Below are 18,950 nucleotides of genomic sequence, written 5' to 3' on the forward strand. Positions count from 1 at the left end.
GGACAAGGGCTTGAGCATGACCGAGATGTTCGCGCCGTTGGACCCGGCGCCATTCGATCCGACCCTGAGCATGGCGCCCAGGACATTGGGATCGGCGTTGAAAATATCGGCGACCTTGGCGCCATAATTGACCATCCGTTCATAGGATGTGCCGTTGGCGCCCTGGATGCTGACAATCAGCAGGCCGGAGTCGTCCGGCGGAAGAAAGTCCTCCGGCATGATGTCGAACAGAACGGCGCTGGCGACGATGCTCGCCGCGAAAAGGCCCAGGATCGCCCGCTTATGGGCCAGGCTCCAACCCAGGCTGCGGCGATAGGCCTGTTGTACGGCGTCAAAGCTGCGTTCGCTCCAGCGGTAGAAGGCCGAGTGCTTTTCGCGCCGCTCATCCTTCAATATCCGCGCGCACAGCATGGGCGTCAGCGTGACCGAGACGATGCCCGACACCAGGATCGCCATCATCATGGTCACGGCAAATTCGTGCAGCAGCCGACCGACAATGCCGCCCATGAACACCAGCGGAATGAAGACGGCGATCAACGACACCGTCATGGACAGGATGGTGAAGCCGATTTCGGCCGAGCCCTTCACTGCCGCGTCATAGGGTGCTTGGCCTTCCTCGACATGGCGGACGATATTCTCCAGCATGACGATCGCATCATCGACGACGAAGCCGACCGCGATGGTCAGGGCCATGAGGGAGAGATTGTCGAGGCTGAAGCCCGCCGCATACATGGCGGCCAGCGTGCCCACCAGCGCCACCGGAATGGTGATGCTGGGGATGACCGTCGCCCAGACATTGCGGAGAAAAGCGAAGATCACCATCACCACGAGGCAGATCGCGAGGATGAGGGTGAATTCCACATCGTCGACCGAGGCGCGGATGGTGAGCGTGCGGTCCGAGACCACATCGAGATGGACGTTCGGCGGAAAATACGCCCTCAGTGTCTGGAGCTTGGCTTTCACCCCGTCCGCGGTCTTGATGACATTGGCGTTCGGCAGCTTGAAGACCAACAGCAGCACCGCGCGCTTGTTGTTGACCCAGGCCGCGAGTTCCCGGTTCTGCGGCCCGGCAACCGCCTGGCCGATATCGCGGATGCGGATCGGCGCACCGTTTTTGTAGCCGATGACGATGTCGTTATAAGGCGGAGCCTGTGTCAGTTGGTCGTTGTCATAGATGGTGTAGGCGCGGTTCGGCCCGTCGACGCTGCCCTTCGGTTTGTCGACCGTCGCGTTGGTCAACACGCTGCGCACGTCTTCCATCGTCAGGCCCATCATGGCGAGCCGCGCGGGATCGACCTGCACCCGGATCGCCGGCGTCTGCTGGCCACCGACCAGCACCTGCCCCACGCCCGGAAGCTGAGAGAGCTGCTGCTCGACGATGTTCTCGGCGTAGCGGTCCACCTCCGTGATCGGCGCCTGGTCTGAATGCATGGCGAGGATCATGATCGGACTGTCGGAAGGGTTGATCGCCCGGAAGGTTGGCGGGCTTGGCATATCGGCTGGCAGAGATCCCTGCGCCGCGTTGATCGCCTCCAGCAGCAGGGTCTCGGCATTGCCGAGATCGGTGCCAAGGTCGAATTGCAGCGTGATCTGGGTGGTGCCTTGCACGCTGGTCGAGGTCATCTGCGCAAGGCCCGGCAGCATTTGTCCGAATTCGGTCTCGAGCGGGGTCGCGACCGTCGAGGCCATGGTCTGCGGGCTGGCGCCCGGGTACTGCGCTGACACGGTGAGTGTCGGGAAGGTCACGTTGGGCAGCGGTGCAACGGGCAGCAGCGGATAGGCGGCTAGGCCCACCAGAAAGATGGCCGCCGCGATCAGCGACGTCGCGATCGGCCGCCGGATGAAGGGAGTGGAGATGCTCATCCGGCAGCCTTGTCATCGGCCGGAGCCCCGACGCCGGTTGCCTGGCGCGGCGCCACTTTCGTTCCCGGTGTGAGGCGCGATTGGCCGCTCATCACGATGGTTTCATGGCCCGAAAGCCCCTTGGTCACCACGCTGAGCCCGTCATAGTCGTAGCCGACGCTCACCGGCACCTGCGCCACCGTGTCATCCGGTTTGACCTGAAAGACGAAGAGCCCTTCCGGCCCATGCTGAACCGCGATGCTCGGCAAGGTCACGGCGTCATGCAAGGTCTTGATCTGCAGCCGCGCATTGACGAACTGGCCGGGCCAGAGATGGTCGTCGGCATTGGCGAAACGGGCCTTGAGAGAGATCGTGCCGGTCGCGGTATCGATCGTATTGTCTGGAGTGATCAAGGTGCCGGTCGCGATCGGCTGACCGGAATCCTTGGAGGTCACCTGAACGCCCAGGGGCCCGGAGGTGCGCGCCTCCTGCACGGCAAGCAGCTGGTCCTCGGGCAGGGTGAAGACCACTGCGATCGGTTTGTCCTGGGTCACGGTCAGGATCGCCGTGGTGCCGTTTGCCTGAATGAGGTTGCCGACATCGACCTGATAAAGGCCAACCCGGCCCGCAAAGGGCGCGCGGATGGTGCAATAGCCGAGATTGATTTTCGCCGTCTCGATCGACGCGTTGTCACCCTGGATCGCCGCCTGATACCGGCCCACCGTGGCACGCTGATCGTCCACCTGCTGCACCGGCGCGTAGCTGCTCTTCGCGAGCTTGGCATAGCGATCGAGATCGAGCTGCGCGCTCTGCAGCTGGGCGATATCCTGCGCCCTCTGGGCCAAAGCCTGGTCGAGCGCCGCCTTGTACGGAGCGGGATCGATCTGAGCGATGATCTCGCCCTTCTGGACCTCCTGGCCCTCCTTGGCAGGCAGATCGAGCAACACGCCGCCCACCTGAGCCTCCAGCCTTACGGTGCGGTAGGCTTGTACCGTGCCGAGCCCTTCGAGATAGACCGGCACATCCTGTATCTTCGCCTCCGTCACGGTCACCGGCACCCCGGCATCGCCGGGAGTGGCCGCCCAGGCTGCCAGGCTCCCTTCGCTCAGCAGACCGAGGAGGACCATGATCCCGCTCATCCAGCGGCCGCGCGCGCCCATCTTCCCGTTTCCCTTTGCTTTCTCTCCTAGCTAGCGTGGGTGATATCTCAGTTGCGAGGGCTCCTAGATTAATATCCCGCCTTCGTGAGCGGATGTTTCCATCCGTCACAGAAGGAGACCTTTCGTCAGCACGGGTTCCGGTCTTGTGCCCGGAAGCCCGCCTTAAAACTGATCACGGGACCAGAGCACCGACCAGGCGGGCAAGGTGCCCGCCAGCGGATCGCCACCCTCGCGCCAGACCGTGCGAACACAAGGCGATGAAAAGCCCCCCTGTCTTTCGGCTGAGAGATTGGCCTGCAGGAGCAGACGAATTTCCCCCGCTGTCCAGGAGACTTCGACCGCACCGGGTGCCAGCATGCGGGCTTCGCCACCAGCCGCGATCCGGGACAAGAGCGGCTGAATCTCGGTGCGCCGTGTGCCGAGGATACGGGTGAACCAGGGCAGGAGCGCGGGATCTGCCGCATTCCAATCGAGCTTGGATGCGTGGAAGGTAGCCTCCGCCACAGGATCCGGAATTTTCGCCCGCTTCTCGGGATCGCTGAATTCCGGAAAGCGCGAAAACTCCGCACGGCGCCCGTCCCTCACTTTCTCGGCAAGTTCCCCGGCAAAATCGGCAAAGAACAGAAACGGGGTGCGCGCGCCCAGTTCCTCTCCCATGAAGATCATCGGCACCTGCGGCAGCAGCAGATAGGTCGCTGAAACAGCGCGCAACGCCTCGGGGCTCACCAGCGTCGAAAGCCGGTCGCCCATGGCACGGTTGCCGATCTGGTCATGGTTCTGGGCGAAGGCCACGAAGGCCGTGGGCGGCAGATGGGCGCAAGGCTCGCCCCGGCTGCGGCCGCTGTATTCCATCGCCTGGCCCTGAAAGGCGAAGCCCTGGGCCAGCGCCCGGCCGAGCAGCCCAGGCTCGGCCGCATAGGGCGCGTAATAGGCAACCTTCTCCCCCGTCGCCGCGACATGCAGCACGTGATGCACGTCGTCATTCCATTGTGCCGTGTAGTCGCGCGGCTGGCGCGCGGCGTTCCGCTCCAGGAGGCTGGCGCGGTTATCCTCGTTTTCGAGGATGAGATGCAGCGGCCGGTCTGTCACCGAGGTGCGCAGCCGCTCCGCCATTTCCACGAGAAGATGCCGGTCGCTGTCATCCTGGATGGCATGGACAGCATCGAACCGCAGCCCGTCGAGATGGAATTCGTGGATCCAGTAGAGGGCGTTCTGGATAAAGAATTCGCGCACCGCGCTGCTCTCAGCGCCGTCGACGTTGATGCCAGCCCCCCAAGGGCTCTGATGACGCTCGGTAAAGAATTGCGGCGCATAAGCGCTGAGGTAATTCCCGTCCGGCCCGAAGTGATTGTAGACGACGTCCAGCAACACGCCGATGCCGCGCGCATGGGCGGCATCGATCAGCGCCTTGAAATCCTCCGGTCGCCCATAGCTCGCATCCGGGGCATAGGGCAGCACGCCGTCATAACCCCAGTTCCGCGCACCGGGAAAATCGGCGACCGGCATGATTTCGATCAGCGTGACGCCGATCGCGGCGAGGTGGTCGAGTTTGTCGATCGCCCCCCGGAAGGTGCCTGCGGGCGTGAAGGTGCCGATGTGAAGCTCATAGATGACGGCCTCGTCCCAGGCGCGGCCGCGCCAGGCACCGTCCTGCCAGTCATAGTCCTCCGGGTCGATCACCTCGCTCGGCCCATGAACGTCTTCCGGCTGATAGCGGGAGGCGGGGTCCGGCACGCGCAACCCCTCCCCCACGACGTAGCTGTAGCGGGAGCCGGGATGCGCTTGAGGCAGCAGCCGCTCGTGCCAACCTTCGGGAAGTGCCTCCATCGGCACGGGCTCCCTCCCGTCCACTTCCAACAGGAGCTGAGCTACCCCCGGCGCCCAGAGGCGGAAAAGCACGCCATTCGTCTGCAGACTTGCCCCAAAGGGCATGGCATGGGCGCGCGTCGTCATGATGGCCGATTGTCCTCATTGCGTGGCCCACCGGGCCGCAGTTCCTGTTCGAAGCCCCGCTTAGATAAGAGCGCCGGCCCGGCCGCCAAGCCTAATCGATTCTATATCGGCACGATGGGGTGGTGCCTTTCTCGGGGCGCAAGGCTAGCGCCCGGGCGCGACCTTCGCGCCGCTGAGCACAGCCAGCAGCAGCAGCCCGACCAGGAGCAGCGCGAGGCCGAGGCTGGTGGCGCCTGCAACGAAGCCGACGATGGCCGGGCCACACAAAAGCCCCGCATAGCCGAGCGCGCTGATGATCGGAATGGAAACGCTGGGCGGCACGCCAGGTACCCGGGCCGCCGCGCTGAAGAGCAGCGGCACAATATTCGCCGCCCCCAATCCTACCAGGCAGAAGCCGAACAGGGCGAAAGGTCCAGGCAGCCCGACCGCCGCTGCCCAACCGGCCATGCCGACCACCGCACTCGCCCGCAGCATGAAGCGTGCGCCCATGCGCCGTGTCATCCGGTCTCCGCTCAGCCGGCCCGCGACCATCGCAACCGAGAAAGCCGCATAGCCAAGACCGCCATAGGAGGCGGGCAGTCCTTTCTGGGCCAGGAACAGGGCGCTCCAGTCAAGTGCTGCGCCCTCGCCCAGAAAGCCCACGACGCAGAGTGCGCCGATCAGCAGAACCAGCGGATGGAGTGCGATGCTCCAGCCGGGCCTCCGGCCGCTCGCATGCGGCCGCTCGCGTCCCGGCAACAGAGTGCCTGCGCGCCACAGCCAGACGCCGAGGAAAAGCAGGGTGACGACGAGGGCCGCACCGAGAACCGACAGGCCGGCACCGAGTAACAGGGTGAGACCGAGGGATGCGGCGAGGCCGCCCAGGCTGAACATGCCGTGAAAGCCGGACATCAGGGGCTTGCGGCTGAGGATTTCCACCTCCACCGCCTGGGCATTCATTGCGGCATCCAGCCCGCCGATCCCGAAGCCGAAGCAGAGCAGCGCCAGCGCCAGCGCCGCCGGATTCGCGAGGATCGCGAGGAGGGGCAGGACGAAGGTCACGAGGATCGCCCCCGCGATCATGGTGCGGCGTGACCCATGGCGGCGGAGCGCCCAGGCGATCACCGGCATCACCGCGGCGGCACCGACACCAAGACCCATGAGGACGAGGCCAAGGGCGCTGGTGCCAAGGCCCGTGCGCGCCTTGGCGAAGGGCACCATCGGTGCCCAGGCGGCATTGGCAAAACCCGCGAGAAAGAAGAACAGCCGCGTGGATAGGCGCGCGGCTGCCAGGCTCTGCCGATCCGTCTCGTTCACGCACGAGGTCCTTCAGAAGATCGGCCGCGCCGCATGGCCCGGACGGGCGGGCGTGGGGAGAGGCATCGGACCGCCCCGCCAAAGGGACGGTCCGATGCCACGTCGTCAGGACTGCTGGCGGCGCAGGAAGGCCGGAATTTCAAGGCCACCCATCTCTTCCGCCGCCGCAGGCCGGGCAACAGGACGCGGAGCCTCCTGACGCGGATCGGGTGCGGCCGCCACCGGCTCGGGGCGCGGCTCAGGCGCCGGCGCATGCGCCGCCGGCTGGACGCGCTTGCCGATGGCACCCGTCACTCGGTTGAACAGGCTGGTCCCGCCGGAAGGGGCCGGGGCCGGAGCGGCCTCGGAGCTGCGGGCCACCGGCTCGGCAAAGAGACCACGGGTGCTCGCCGGGCGGGTCGGCAGGGCCGAGGGGCCCCGCAGGGTCGGCGCGGCGGAAGGCGCGGGCGCGGAAGGCGTGGGCGCGGCGGGCACCAGCGCCGGTGCCAGACCCTGCGCCGCCGCATGGCCGGCCGGACTCCACTGGGTCGGAGCGGCGGGGCTCACATGATGCTGCGGGAAGCCCGCCTGGACATGGGCGCCACCCGTACCCGTGGCGGCCAGCGGCATCTCGGCCGGAGCCTGAACCTGGGCCGGCTGGGCCGGACGGTCGTTGCTCGCCGCGAGTTCCAGCTTCGGGCGGTATTCCATCGCCGCAGAATCGATGCCCGTCGCGACAACGCTGACGCGGATGCGGCCGTTCAGCGTGCTGTCGATCGCGGAGCCGAAGATGATGTTGGCTTCCTCGTCCACTTCCTCGCGGATGCGGTTGGCGGCCTGATCCACCTCGAACAGCGTCATGTCCTCGCCGCCGGTGATGTTGATCAGAAGACCGCGCGCTCCTGCCATGTTGGTGTCTTCGAGCAGCGGGTTGCTGATGGCCGCTTCCGCCGCCCGCACCGCGCGGCCCTCGCCCTCACCCTCGCCCGTGCCCATCATCGCCTTGCCCATCTCGGACATGACGGTGCGGATATCGGCGAAGTCGAGATTGACGAGACCCGGCACGACCATGAGATCGGTGACGCCGCGCACGCCCATGTAGAGGACGTTGTCGGCCATCTGGAAGGCTTCCTTCCAGCTGGTATGCTCATTGGCGATCCGGAACAGGTTCTGGTTCGGGATGATGATGAGCGTATCGACATATTGCTGCAGCTCGGCAATGCCGGCCTCGGCGGCGCGGGCGCGCTTGATGCCCTCGAAGGAGAAGGGCTTTGTCACCACGCCCACGGTCAGGATGTCATGCTTGCGGGCAAGCCGCGCAATAACCGGCGCCGCACCCGTGCCGGTGCCACCACCCATGCCGGCGGTGATGAAGACCATGTGCACGCCTTCGAGATGCCGTTCGAGATCGGCCTCGGCTTCCTCGGCCGAGAGGCGGCCAACTTCCGGCTTGCCGCCAGCGCCATTGCCTTGGGTGATGGTCGGCCCAAGCTGAATGCGGCGATCGGCGCGGGAGCGCATGAGCTGCTGCGCATCCGTGTTCGCGACGATGAATTCCACACCCGGCAGGTTCAGCGCGATCATGTTGTCAACGGCATTGGTGCCGCCGCCGCCCACGCCGATGACGCAGATCTTCGGAGTGAAGTCGGAATGGGTCTGTTGCGGAACGGTGAGGTTCAGCGTCATGGGCGGTCTCCTTGCAAAAACATGCCCGGCAGAGCGTATCCGTCCGGCGCTTGGGGGAAAGGGGATGACAGGGGCGGGCTGAAGGGAGCGTTTCCGTACGGCCGCATCAGACTCGCTCCTTCAGAAAGGAGATGAGACGCCTGAGCGGACCGCCCACGCGCTTGGTCTCCAGGTCGATATCCTGCATGGCGCGGCCCTCGCCCGAAGCCCAGGCGAGCAGCCCGGCGCCGGTTGCGAAAGCCGGGCCCGAGGCCGCGTCCGGCAGGCCGCGCAAACCCACGGGCCTTCCGAGACGAACCTGTTTGCCCAGGATATGGGCCGCCAACTCGCGCGCACCGGCAAGCTGACAGGCTCCGCCGGTGAGCACGACTCGCGCCCCGGCTACGCGGGACAGGCCGGAATTCTCGAGCCTGCCCTTCGCGATTTCAAAAATCTCCTCGAGCCGCGGGCGAATGATGCTCACCACCATGCTGCGCGGGACCTTGGCGATCTGATGTTCTTCTTCGCCCACCAGCGGCACCGGCAGCATCTCGCGCTCGTCATCCGGACTCGCCTGGCAACTCCCGTAGAGGGTCTTCAGCCGTTCGGCATGGGCGACCGGAGTCGAGAGCAGGCGGGCAATGTCGTTGGTGACATGGATACCGCCGACGAGCGTGCTCGAGGTATGGAGCAGCTGGCCCTCGGCGAAGACCGCGAAGCTCGTCGCGCCGCCGCCCATGTCGATCACGGTCGTGCCAAGCTCGCGCTCATCCTCCACCAGTGTCGCGAGACCGGCGGCGAAGGGGGCCGAGACGAGTTCGGAAATCTCCAGGTCGCAGCGATTGAGACAGGTCTGCAGATTGCGCAACGCCGAGGAAACCGCGTCGATCACATGCAGCCGGGCGGTCAGCGTCTCGCAATGCAGGCCGCGCGGATCCTCGACCCGCATGGTTTCGTCGACCGAGAAGGAAAGCGGCAGGATGTGGATCGTATCGCGGCCTTCCGAGGCAGCGCGATGGCGGCCTTCCAGCACCACCTGGCGGATATCATCCTCGGCCACGACCCGCCCGCCGACCGGCCATTGCACGTTGAAGAGTCGGCTTTCCGGCTGACCGCAGCCGAGATTGACGGTGACCGAGCGAAGCCTGGTATCGGCCATGTCCTCGGCCTGGCCGACGGCGGCGCGGATCGCCCGCTCCGCCTCGTCCAGATCGGTGATGGCGCCATGGCGGACGCCGCGGCCCTTTTGCCAACCAAAGCCCAGGATGCGGCGCGACCCGTCCGGCTCGCTGCGCCCGATCATGCAGGTGATCTTGGTCGAACCGATATCGAGCACGCCGAAGACGCCCGTCCGCAGCGTGCGGACACGCGGCGGAAGTTCCGTTGTCACGGGCGGCAGGTTGCGGCGTGTCATGTCGTTCAATGGGTTCTCCCTCTCATCCGTTCGGCTCCGCGGGAGCGGTGGAGGTGACCGGGGGTTTCTGGACCTTGCCCTCGGGCGGCGGAGGTGGCGCCGGCGGCGGTGGCGGCAAAAGCTTGGGACGAACGACGACGCGGTCGGCCAGGCGCAGGTCGATGTCCTGCACCGGCCGGTCGAGGATCTGCATCCGCTGCTGCAGCGCCTGCAAACGGGCGAGTGCCGTGTCCTGCGTCTCGCCTGGCAGCATCACGGTCGCGCCTGATTTGAGAACGAGGTTCCAGCGCTCCTGGCCGACCCGCACCGCGCCCACCAGACGCTTGCGGATGTCGGGATAGGGTTTCATCTCGTCGAAGAGCTCGGTCGCGGCCTCGGGCGCGCCGCTGCCCACGACGAGCGGCAGATTGAGCACCTCTGACGCGCGGCCGACATCCTGCTCACCCATGGTTTCGCCATTGCGGTCGATCAGCCGGAAGTCGCCATGGTCCTGCCAGACGGCGAAGGGCGCGCGTTCGATCAGCCGCACGACGAGAGTATTGGGCAGCCGACGCTCGACAACCGCATCCGCAACCCAGCCGAGAGAGAGCAGGCGCTCCCGCGCATCGGTGAGCGAGAAACCCAGAATAGGTTGACCGATCATGATGCCGAGCGCACGGCGCAGCAGCGGTTCGGGCGTGTTCTCCCGCCCGTCGATGACGATGTTGTGGACAGTAAGGCCCATGGTCGCGCCCACCTCGCCCAACACGCGACGGAAAGCGCTGGTCGAGCTGCCGCTGTCGGCGTCGCGGAAGGCGATGCTCGCGCCGAAAAGCAGCACGACGATGATTCCCGCGCCGATCGCCGGCCGTACCATTCGGCGCACGCGACGCATGATGATGGCGCTGCGGCTTGGCCGGTCAACGATACTGCTGCTCGCCATCAGTCGCGCATTCGCCATGCGGGCGGCCTGCAGGTCTGCCTGGGGGCGTTTCACTACACGCGGCATTGCGCGGCCTCCACCATCCAGGCGCAGAGTGCCGGGAAGCTGATGCCGAGATGCGCCGCCTGCTCGGGGAGGAGCGATACGGGGGTCAGCCCGGGCTGCGTGTTCACCTCGAGCAGCACCAGGCGCCCGGGTGCGCCCTCGGTATCGTCATAGCGGAAGTCGGAGCGCGACGCGCCCGAGCAGCCGAGCGCCTGATGCGCGCGCAAAGCGACATCCTTCGCCGCCTCGGCGATGATCTGCGGCACCTCTGCCGGTATGACGTGAGTGGAGCCGCCTTCGGCATATTTGGATTCGTAGTCGTAGAAGTCGTGGCTCGCCTTGATCTCTGTCACGGCAAGCGCGCGGTCTCCCATGACGGCGACGGTGATCTCCCGGCCGGGAATGAATTCCTCGACCATGGCGGTCGGCCCGAAGCTCCAGCCGCGGGCGATTTCGGCACGACGGTTGTCGCCATTCTTCATGATGTAGACGCCGACCGAGGAACCCTCGTTCTGCGGCTTGATGACATAGGGGCGGGGCATAGGGTCCGCCTCCTCCAACTCCACCACAGTCACGACCTTGTGGCGGGCGACGGGCAGGCCGGCGGCGGCGAAAAGCGCTTTGGCCGCGACCTTGTCCATGGCGATGGCGGAGGGCCGCACGCCGGAATGGGTATAGGGAATGTTCAGCCAGTCGAGCACGCCCTGGATGGCACCGTCCTCGCCGAAACGCCCGTGCAGCGCGTTGAAAACCGCATCGGGCTTGGGGTCGAGCGCACCGATGAGGGCACCGAGATCGTGCCCGACTTCGACCGGCACCACCTCGTAGCCTGCGTCCCGCAGAGCGACGATCACCTGCTGGCCGGACACGAGGCTCACCTCGCGCTCCGCCGAAATGCCACCGTAGAGAACCGCGACGCGCTTCATGCCACCACCTCCGGGCGGCCGCTCGGCTGGCCGATGCGCTTGATTTCCCATTCGAGCGTAACGCCGGTCGCGGCGGCCACGCGGCGGCGCACCTCCTCGCCCAGCCCCTCGAGGTCTGCCGCGGTGGCGCCGCCGTTGTTGAGCAGGAAATTGCAGTGGAGTTCGCTGACCTGCGCGGCACCGCGCACGAGCCCGCGGCAGCCGGCGGCGTCGATCAACTCCCAGGCCTTCTGGCCCGGCGGGTTGGCGAAGGTTGAGCCGCCGGTGCGCGCCCGCACCGGCTGCGTCTTCGTCCGACTCTCACGGATTTCGGCCATGCGCGCGGCAATCAGGCTCGCCTCGGCAGGCTGCGCGCGCAACCGCGCCCGGGTTACGACCGCGCCGGGCGGGAGCTGCGAATGGCGATAGGAGAGATGCAGGTCCTCCGCCAAGAGGCGCCGCTCTTCGCCCTGACGGGTGACGATCTCCACCCAGTCAAGGCAGGTCTTGACGTCGCTGCCATAGGCACCGGCATTCATGGCAACCGCACCGCCGATGCTGCCCGGAATGCCGGAGAGGAATTCCAGCCCGCCGAGACCGGCCGCCGCCGCATGTTCGGCGACCGTCGCATCCAGCGCGGCCGCGCCACAGACGATGCCCTCCGCCTCGACTTCGATTTTTGAGAAGCCGCGCGCGAGGCGGATGACCACGCCACGAATGCCACCGTCCCGCACGATGAGGTTGGAAGCCGCGCCGATGACGGTCACGATGACATCCTCGGGCAGCGCGCCCAGGAACTGTGCGAGATCGCCCGCGTCCTGGGGTTTGACAAGAAATTCAGCCGGGCCACCGACACGGAACCAAGTGAGCGCGCCGAGAGCGGCTTCCGTCTCTACCCTTCCCTTCAGGGACGGCAGGCCGCCTGTGCCGGTTGCGATCGCGTTCATGGCGGGCCTCATGCGCCCCCTGCCCCGGCACGCTTGGCCTGCGCCGCCTGCAGCGCGTCGAGTTGGCTCGGCAGGGCATTGGCCCAGGCGGTGATATTGCCGGCACCGAGGCAGACGACGATATCGCCGGACTGCGCCATGGCGTGCACCATCTCGGCCAGATGATCCGGCGAGGGAAGCGGCACGACGCTGCGATGGCCCCGGGCGCGCAGCCCGTCCACCAGCGCGTCCCGATCGATCCCCGGAATGGGTGCCTCGCCCGCCGCATAGACGTCGGCGACGATCACCGTACCGGCGTCGTTCATGCAGGCGCAGAAATCTTCGAACAACGATTGCAGGCGCGTAAAGCGATGCGGCTGCACGACAGCGATGACGTTGCGCCCTCCCGCCTGACGCGCGGCCTTCAGCACCGCCGCGATTTCCACCGGATGGTGGCCGTAATCGTCGATGACCGTGATGCCGCCGGCTTCGCCGGTTTTGGTGAAGCGGCGCTTCACGCCGCGGAACGCGGCGAGAGACTGGCGCAGCGCGGTCTCGCCGATTTCCATCTCAATGCCGACGGCAATCGCCGCCAGGGCATTCTGCACATTGTGCTGGCCCAGCATCGGCAAGCGAAAGGGCCCCATGCGGCGCTGGCGGCTGCGCAGGCGGTCCGTCACCACGACTTCGAAATTCGCGCCGCCCTTGTCGGTCACTAGCCGCTCGGCGCGGACATCGGCCTGCTGGCTGAAGCCGTAGGTGATGATGCGATGATCGGCGAGACGCGGAATCATCTGCTGCACCGCCGGGTGATCGACGCACAGAACCGCGAAACCATAGAAAGGAATATTGCCGACGAACTGGCGGTAGCCCGCCTCCATCGCTTCCTGATTGCCCCAATGGTCGAGATGCTCGGGGTCCATGTTGGTGACGACGGCGATGACCGCGGGCAAGCGCAAGAAGCTGCCGTCGCTCTCGTCCGCTTCCACCACCATCCAGTCACCCGCACCGAGGCGGGTATTGGTGCCGTAGGCGTTGATGATGCCACCGTTGATGACGGTGGGATCGAGATTCGCCCCTTCCAGCACGGCGGCGATCAAGCTCGTCGTCGTGGTCTTGCCATGGGTGCCGCCGATCGCGACCGACCAGCGCAACCGCATCAGCTCCGCGAGCATCTCCGCCCGGCGCACCACGGGAATGAGCTTTGCGCGCGCCGCCTGCACTTCCGGGTTGTCTGCCTTCACGGCAGTCGAGACGACCACCACCTGCGCGCGACCCAGGTTCTTCGCGTCATGCCCGATGGCAACCTCGATCCCCTCGCCGCGCAGCCGTTTGACATTGGCGGAATCCGCGATGTCGCTGCCCTGCACGGAGTAGCCGAGATTGTGCAGAACCTCGGCAATGCCCGACATGCCGATGCCGCCGATGCCGACGAAATGGATGGTTCCGATCGTGAGCGGAAGCGCCCTCATAGCTGCGTCTCCCGCACCATGGACTGTTCAACGAGGTCGGCCAGCGCATCCACCGCATGCGGTTTCGCGCAGGCCCGTGCTGCAACAGCCGCCGCCGCGAGTCGCGCCGGATCGTCCAGAAGCACAGAAAGTTCTGCCGTCAGCGCCGCGGCCGTGAAATGCGGCTGGGGAATGGCCCATGCGGCGCCGGCGCTCGCCAAAATGGCGGCATTGGCGGCTTGGTGATCGTCGATCGCGGAAGGCAGCGGCACCAGGATCGCGGGCCGGCCCGCGACCGCGAGTTCGGCCGTGGTGGAGGCGCCGGCGCGCGCGATGACCAGATGGGCGCCGCCCAGCCGCGCGGCCATATCGGTGAAGAAGGGTGCCACTTCGGCCGCGATTCCAGCCGCACGATAGGCAGCGGCGACACGCTCGGCATCTTCCTTCCGCGCCTGCTGCACGACCGAGAGGCGGCTGCGCAGCCCCTCGGGCAGGCTGCTGAGCGCTTGCGGCACGACGTCGCTCAGCACCCGAGCGCCGAGCGAGCCGCCCGTGACGAGAAGGTTGATGGGTCCACCGGGCTCGGGCGGCGCATAGGGAAGGCCCGCGAGCGCTGCGATCGCTGGCCGCACCGGATTGCCGACGACCATGCTGCGAGCCGTGGCCGGCAGGCGGCTCGTGCCCTCGGCGCTCAGTGCGAGCAGAGTTACCATACCGGCGAGGCTGCGATTGGCTCGGCCGAGCACGGCATTTTGTTCGTGCAGGATCACGGGAATGCGCATCCGGCCGAGGCGTGCGGCGACGATGGGCGGCACGCAAGGATAGCCGCCGAAGCCCACGATGGCGCCTGGGGAGAGCGTGTGCAGCAAGCGGCGCGCGGTCAATGTGCCGGCCGCGAGCGCCCCCACGGCTTTGATCCCTTTGAAGACACCGCGCCCGGCGATACCGGCGCCCGGCAGCACATGACGATCGCCCTCGGCGAAAGCCTCGGAATTGCGGCCAGCCGAACGGCCGTCCGTCATCAGCACGGGTCGAAAGCCGCGGCCCGCCAGCGCCAGTGCCAAGGCCTCGGCCGGGAAGAAATGCCCGCCCGTGCCACCGGCGGCGATCACCACGGGAATCACGCGCGGGCCCCTCATGTCCGGTCTCCAACCGGGCGGCGGCGCGTCAGCGCCAGCAGCATGCCCATCTCGAGCGCGACCGAGAGCGCCGAGGAACCACCATAGGAAATGAAGGGCAAGGTCATGCCCTTGGTCGGGATCAACTCCAGCGAGGAGGCCATATTGATGAAGGATTGCAGGCCGAAGCTGATCAGAAGACCGCCTGCGGCGAGCAGCACGAAATGGTCGTTCTCGGCGACCAGGCGCAGCAGGCCGCGCATCACGATGAGTGCGAAGATTCCGAGGATGAGAAGGCAGACGACGAGGCCGAACTCCTCCCCCGCCACGGCGAAAACGAAGTCGGCATGGGCGTCGGGCAGGATGTCCTTGACCATGCCCTCACCCGGGCCGCGGCCGAGCAGGCCGCCATTGCCGAAAGCCTGCAGGGCGGTGAGCGCCTGATAGGCGGTCTTCTGCGTCGGATGCAGGAAGCGCTCCACACGCACATGGACGTGGGGCATCAGGACGAAGGCCAGGACGAAGCCCACGACCAGCGCCACGAAGGCGGCGAGGACGACGCCGACATTCAGTCCGTCAAGAAAAAGCTGCGACAGGAAAACGATGCTGACCACTGCAAGCATGCCGATATCGGGCTGAGACTTCAGCAGCAGCGCGATGACGGCATAGAGCATCACGGCCAGCACGCGGCCGGGGAAACGCTCCGTCCGCCGCGCCTCGACCAACAGGCCCGCTGTCACCACGGCAAAGAAAGGTTTCAGAAATTCGCTCGGCTGCAACGACAGGAACGGAATGTTGATCCAGCGCCGCGCACCCTTGATCTCCACACCATGGACGAGAGTGAAGGCCGTCAGCAGGACGGCGACGAGCGTGCCAATGAGCGCCAGCCAGCGGATGCCCTTGGGCGGCAGCATGGAAACGCCGATGACGATACCGCCCGCAATCGCCAGGAAGGCGATCTGCTTGACGATCAGCATGTCGCGCGGATCGCCGATGCGATGGGCGACAGCGGGGCTGGACGCAAGCACCAGCACATAGCCGAAGCCGATCAGCGTGCCAATGCAGAGCAGCGTCCAACGGTCGACCGTCCACCACCAGCGGCCGAGGACAGAGGTATCAGTGCGCGACAGAGAGGGCATCAGGCAGCCCTCCCATTCGCCGTGGCGCCGGGAAGTTCAGCCACGAGTTCGGCAAAACGGTCGCCGCGGGCCTCAAATCCGGAAAACTGATCCCAGCTCGCGGTGGCAGGCGACAGTAGCACCACCCGAGCGCCCAGCGCTTTTGCCCGTTCGAAGGCAGCCGGCACGGCGGCGTCCAGCGTGCCGGCCATATGATGGGGTACGCCGTGGGCGGCCAGGGTATCGGCGAAGGCAGGCGCGTCGCGCCCGATCAACTCGACATGGGCGATACGTGGGAAGAAGGGCACGAGCGGCGCGATGCCGCCCGCCTTGGCGATGCCGCCGGCGATCCAGACGATGCGGTCGTAGCAACCGAGCGCACGAGCGGCGGCATCGGCATTGGTCGCCTTGCTGTCATTGATAAAGAAAACACCGTCGCGTTCGCCGACACGGGCCTGGCGGTGCGGCAGTCCTGGATAGGAGCGGATGCCGTGCTCAACGGCTGCATCGGAAAGACCGAGCGCGCGCGCCATAGCGCGTGCCGCTTCCGCGTTCTGCGCATTGTGCTCGCCGGGCAGGGTGGCGACGCCCGTGGCGCGGCCACTGCCGCTGATTCGGACCACGCGCATTGGCCCCTGAGACTCAAGCGAGTCGGCCATCGCCGCCGAGAGCGCGTCATCAACACCGACCACAGCGACGTCATCCACGGTTTGACGCGCAAAAACTGCACGTTTTACAGCGGCATAGCCGTCCATGTTCCCATGACGGTCGAAATGATCGGGGCTTAGATTCAGCATTACCGCTGTAGAGAAGCGGAGACTCGCGATTCGCTCCAACATGTAAGACGACATTTCCAGCACATAAACGCCGTCGTCCGGCAGCAAGGGCAGCGCGAGCGCGGCGGGACCAAGGTTGCCGCCGGCAGCTGTCGGCACGCCGGACTCGCGAAGAATGTGGGCGAGCAGCGCCGTCGTCGTTGATTTGCCATTGGTACCGGTGATACCGGCGAATCGCGCGCGCGAGCCGGCCGTTCGCACCGCCTGATAAAGAAGCTCCGCATCGCTCAGAATAGGCACGTTTTCGGCCAGGGCGCGCGCCGCCACGGGATGCGCTTTCGGCAAGCTGTGCGGAATGCCGGGGGAGAGGATCAGCGCATCGAAGGCAAAGTCGCCGGTCGTGAGATCGCGCAGGGTAAAGCCTTCGGCGGCCGCCGCCGCACGCGCCGCCTCGCCATCATCCCAGAGCACGACCTCGGCGCCCATGGCGCGGAGGGCGCGGGCCGCGGGCAGGCCGTTCTTGCCGAGACCGAGAATGGCATAGCGGGCGCCCAGGAAGAGATTTGCCGGAAAGCCTGTCATCGGATCTTCAGGGTCGCGAGACCGACCAGCGCCAGGATCATGGAGACGATCCAGAAGCGAATGACGATGGTCGGCTCCGCCCAGCCCTTTTTCTCGAAATGGTGGTGCAGCGGGGCCATGAGGAAAACGCGCCGTCCGGTGCGCTTGAACCAGAAGACCTGGATGATGACCGAGAGGGTCTCAACCACGAACAGCCCGCCGACGATCGCGAGCACGATCTCATGCTTGGTAGCGACCGCGACGGCGGCGACCGCGCCACCCAAAGCGAGGCTGCCGGTGTCGCCCATGAAGACGGCGGCAGGCGGCGCGTTGAACCAGAGGAAGCCGAGGCCCGCGCCGATCAGTGCCGAGCAGAAGACCGCAAGCTCGCCCGATCCCGCGACGAAGGGCAGTTCGAGATACCCCGCAAAGATGCGGTTGCCGACGAGATAGGCGATGAGGGCGAAGACGCCGGCGACGATGATGGTCGGCACCATGGCGAGACCGTCGAGACCGTCGGTCAGGTTCACGGCATTCGACGCGCCCATCATCACCAGCATGCCGAAGAGCGGGAAGAAGATGCCGAGCGGAATCAGCACGCTCTTGAAATCGGGGATGGAGATGCCGTGCCCCAGGGGCCCGCCGATATGGAGCATGATCCAGATGCTGGCGAGCAGGCCGATGCCCGCCTGGCCGATCAGCTTGAGCCGACCCGAGAGGCCCTTGGTGTTGCGCTTGGTGACCTTCAGATAGTCATCCATGAAGCCGAGCGCGCCGTAGCCCAGCGTCACGAAGAGCGTCGACCATACATAAGGATTGTCGAGGTCGGTCCAGAGCAGGGTGGAAATGGTAAGCGCGCTCAGGATCAGCACGCCGCCCATGGTGGGCGTGCCTTTTTTCTCCACAAGGTGGCGCTCCGGCCCATCGAGCCGGATCGGCTGGCCCTGCTTCTGCAAGCCGCGCAGCATCCGGATGACGCGCGGCCCCATGACGAAGCTGAGGACGAGCGAGGTCAGGCAGGCGCCGCCGGAACGGAAGGTCAGATAGCGGATCAGGTTCAGAATATGCAGATGATCCGAAAAGGGCAGCAGCAGGTTGTAGAGCATCAGGCAGGCTCCTCAGTCTCGGCTCTGACAGGGAGCGCGTTGATAACCATCGCCATGCGGCTGCCAAGGCTGCCTTTGACCAGAACCGCATCCCCAGGGAGCAGAGCAGCCGCGACGAGCGGCGCAAGCTCGGCGGAGGTCGCGGTATGGGCCGCCCGCTTTGCCTCAGGCACGGCGTCGTAGAGGCGCCGCATCTCAGGCCCGCAGGCGAAGAGCAGGTCGGCATGGGCGATCACGTCGGGAGCGAGCCCTTGGTGTTCGGCGGCAGAGGCTTCGCCCAGTTCCCGCATGTCACCCAGTACCGCAATCCGCCGGGTCGCCGGCTGCAGAGCCAGCACGGCCAGGGCCGCGCGCACCGAGGGGCCAGAGGCATTGTAGCTTTCGTCCAGCAGCAAAGCCTCACCACCAGCGACGTGCAGGCGGCGCCGCGCGCCGCGGCCGCTGACGGCGGCAAACCCGTCCAGCGCGGCGGAAGCGTGGTGCGGCTCCATCCCCATCGCGACCGCCGCCGCGATGGCGCCGACGGCATTGATCGCCATATGCGTGCCCGGCGCCGACAGACGGAAGCGCAGCGGCACGCCGGCGAGAGTCATGGAGACGGCGACACCCTCGGCATCGCTGGTCGCATCCAGAAGCCGCGCCTGGGCCGTCTCGCTCGTGCCGAAGCGAATGATGCGATGGTTGCCGGCAGCCGAAGCGAGGCGGGAAAATTC

General features: G+C 66.4%; 15 protein-coding genes. All 15 read right to left on the minus strand.

Translation table 11 applies throughout. From position 1 onward, the window contains the following. The coding region (locus tag VL752_RS16290; protein WP_325356914.1) for an efflux RND transporter permease subunit at nucleotides 1-1,863 on the minus strand (1,863 nt) is incomplete at its 3' end. After that, nucleotides 1,860-3,002: an efflux RND transporter periplasmic adaptor subunit gene (locus VL752_RS16295; protein ID WP_325356915.1), complete on the minus strand. Its 1,143-nt coding sequence runs from the start codon at nucleotides 3,000-3,002 to the stop codon at nucleotides 1,860-1,862. The genes VL752_RS16290 and VL752_RS16295, both read right to left, overlap by 4 nt. A 162-nt stretch (nucleotides 3,003-3,164) precedes the next feature. Beyond that, nucleotides 3,165-4,955 (minus strand): malto-oligosyltrehalose trehalohydrolase, encoded by a 1,791-nt coding sequence (gene treZ, locus VL752_RS16300; RefSeq protein WP_325356916.1) that lies wholly within the window; start codon nucleotides 4,953-4,955, stop codon nucleotides 3,165-3,167. Between the two features lie 144 nt (nucleotides 4,956-5,099). Continuing rightward, on the minus strand, nucleotides 5,100-6,251 hold the full coding sequence (locus tag VL752_RS16305) for an MFS transporter (protein ID WP_325356917.1): 1,152 nt from the start codon (nucleotides 6,249-6,251) through the stop codon (nucleotides 5,100-5,102). Between the two features lie 105 nt (nucleotides 6,252-6,356). Continuing rightward, nucleotides 6,357-7,916, minus strand: a complete 1,560-nt coding sequence (gene ftsZ / locus VL752_RS16310; protein ID WP_325356918.1) for a cell division protein FtsZ — start codon at nucleotides 7,914-7,916, stop codon at nucleotides 6,357-6,359. A 106-nt stretch (nucleotides 7,917-8,022) separates the two neighbouring features. Next, the gene (ftsA, locus tag VL752_RS16315) at nucleotides 8,023-9,318 is read right to left on the minus strand and encodes a cell division protein FtsA (protein WP_408863153.1); all 1,296 of its coding nucleotides are present in this window, start codon (nucleotides 9,316-9,318) and stop codon (nucleotides 8,023-8,025) included. A 13-nt stretch (nucleotides 9,319-9,331) separates the two neighbouring features. After that, the gene (locus VL752_RS16320; protein WP_325356919.1) at nucleotides 9,332-10,297 is read right to left on the minus strand and encodes a cell division protein FtsQ/DivIB; all 966 of its coding nucleotides are present in this window, start codon (nucleotides 10,295-10,297) and stop codon (nucleotides 9,332-9,334) included. After that, nucleotides 10,285-11,202 (minus strand): D-alanine--D-alanine ligase, encoded by a 918-nt coding sequence (locus VL752_RS16325; RefSeq protein ID WP_325356920.1) that lies wholly within the window; start codon nucleotides 11,200-11,202, stop codon nucleotides 10,285-10,287. The genes VL752_RS16320 and VL752_RS16325 overlap by 13 nt, the downstream gene beginning before the upstream one ends. Continuing rightward, nucleotides 11,199-12,128: a UDP-N-acetylmuramate dehydrogenase gene (murB, locus tag VL752_RS16330; RefSeq protein WP_325356921.1), complete on the minus strand. Its 930-nt coding sequence runs from the start codon at nucleotides 12,126-12,128 to the stop codon at nucleotides 11,199-11,201. Before murB ends, VL752_RS16325 begins: the two co-directional genes overlap by 4 nt. Nucleotides 12,129-12,136: 8 nt before the next feature. Beyond that, a complete protein-coding gene (gene murC / locus VL752_RS16335) occupies nucleotides 12,137-13,579 on the minus strand; it encodes a UDP-N-acetylmuramate--L-alanine ligase (protein WP_325356922.1) in 1,443 nt (480 codons plus the stop codon). Beyond that, a complete protein-coding gene (gene murG, locus VL752_RS16340) occupies nucleotides 13,576-14,697 on the minus strand; it encodes an undecaprenyldiphospho-muramoylpentapeptide beta-N-acetylglucosaminyltransferase (RefSeq protein WP_325356923.1) in 1,122 nt (373 codons plus the stop codon). Before murG ends, murC begins: the two co-directional genes overlap by 4 nt. After that, a complete protein-coding gene (locus VL752_RS16345; RefSeq protein WP_325356924.1) occupies nucleotides 14,694-15,815 on the minus strand; it encodes an FtsW/RodA/SpoVE family cell cycle protein in 1,122 nt (373 codons plus the stop codon). Before VL752_RS16345 ends, murG begins: the two co-directional genes overlap by 4 nt. Next, nucleotides 15,815-17,152 carry a UDP-N-acetylmuramoyl-L-alanine--D-glutamate ligase gene (gene murD / locus VL752_RS16350; RefSeq protein ID WP_325356925.1) on the minus strand — a complete coding sequence of 446 codons (1,338 nt, stop codon included), beginning with the start codon at nucleotides 17,150-17,152 and terminating at the stop codon, nucleotides 15,815-15,817. Before murD ends, VL752_RS16345 begins: the two co-directional genes overlap by 1 nt. After that, on the minus strand, nucleotides 17,149-18,237 hold the full coding sequence (gene mraY / locus VL752_RS16355) for a phospho-N-acetylmuramoyl-pentapeptide-transferase (protein WP_325356926.1): 1,089 nt from the start codon (nucleotides 18,235-18,237) through the stop codon (nucleotides 17,149-17,151). Before mraY ends, murD begins: the two co-directional genes overlap by 4 nt. Beyond that, a partial coding sequence (locus VL752_RS16360; protein WP_408863154.1) for a glutamate ligase domain-containing protein occupies nucleotides 18,237-18,950 on the minus strand: 714 nt, incomplete at its 5' end. The genes VL752_RS16360 and mraY, both read right to left, overlap by 1 nt.

Source organism: Acidisoma sp., assembly GCF_035492295.1.
Taxonomy (GTDB): Bacteria; Pseudomonadota; Alphaproteobacteria; order Acetobacterales; family Acetobacteraceae; genus Acidisoma.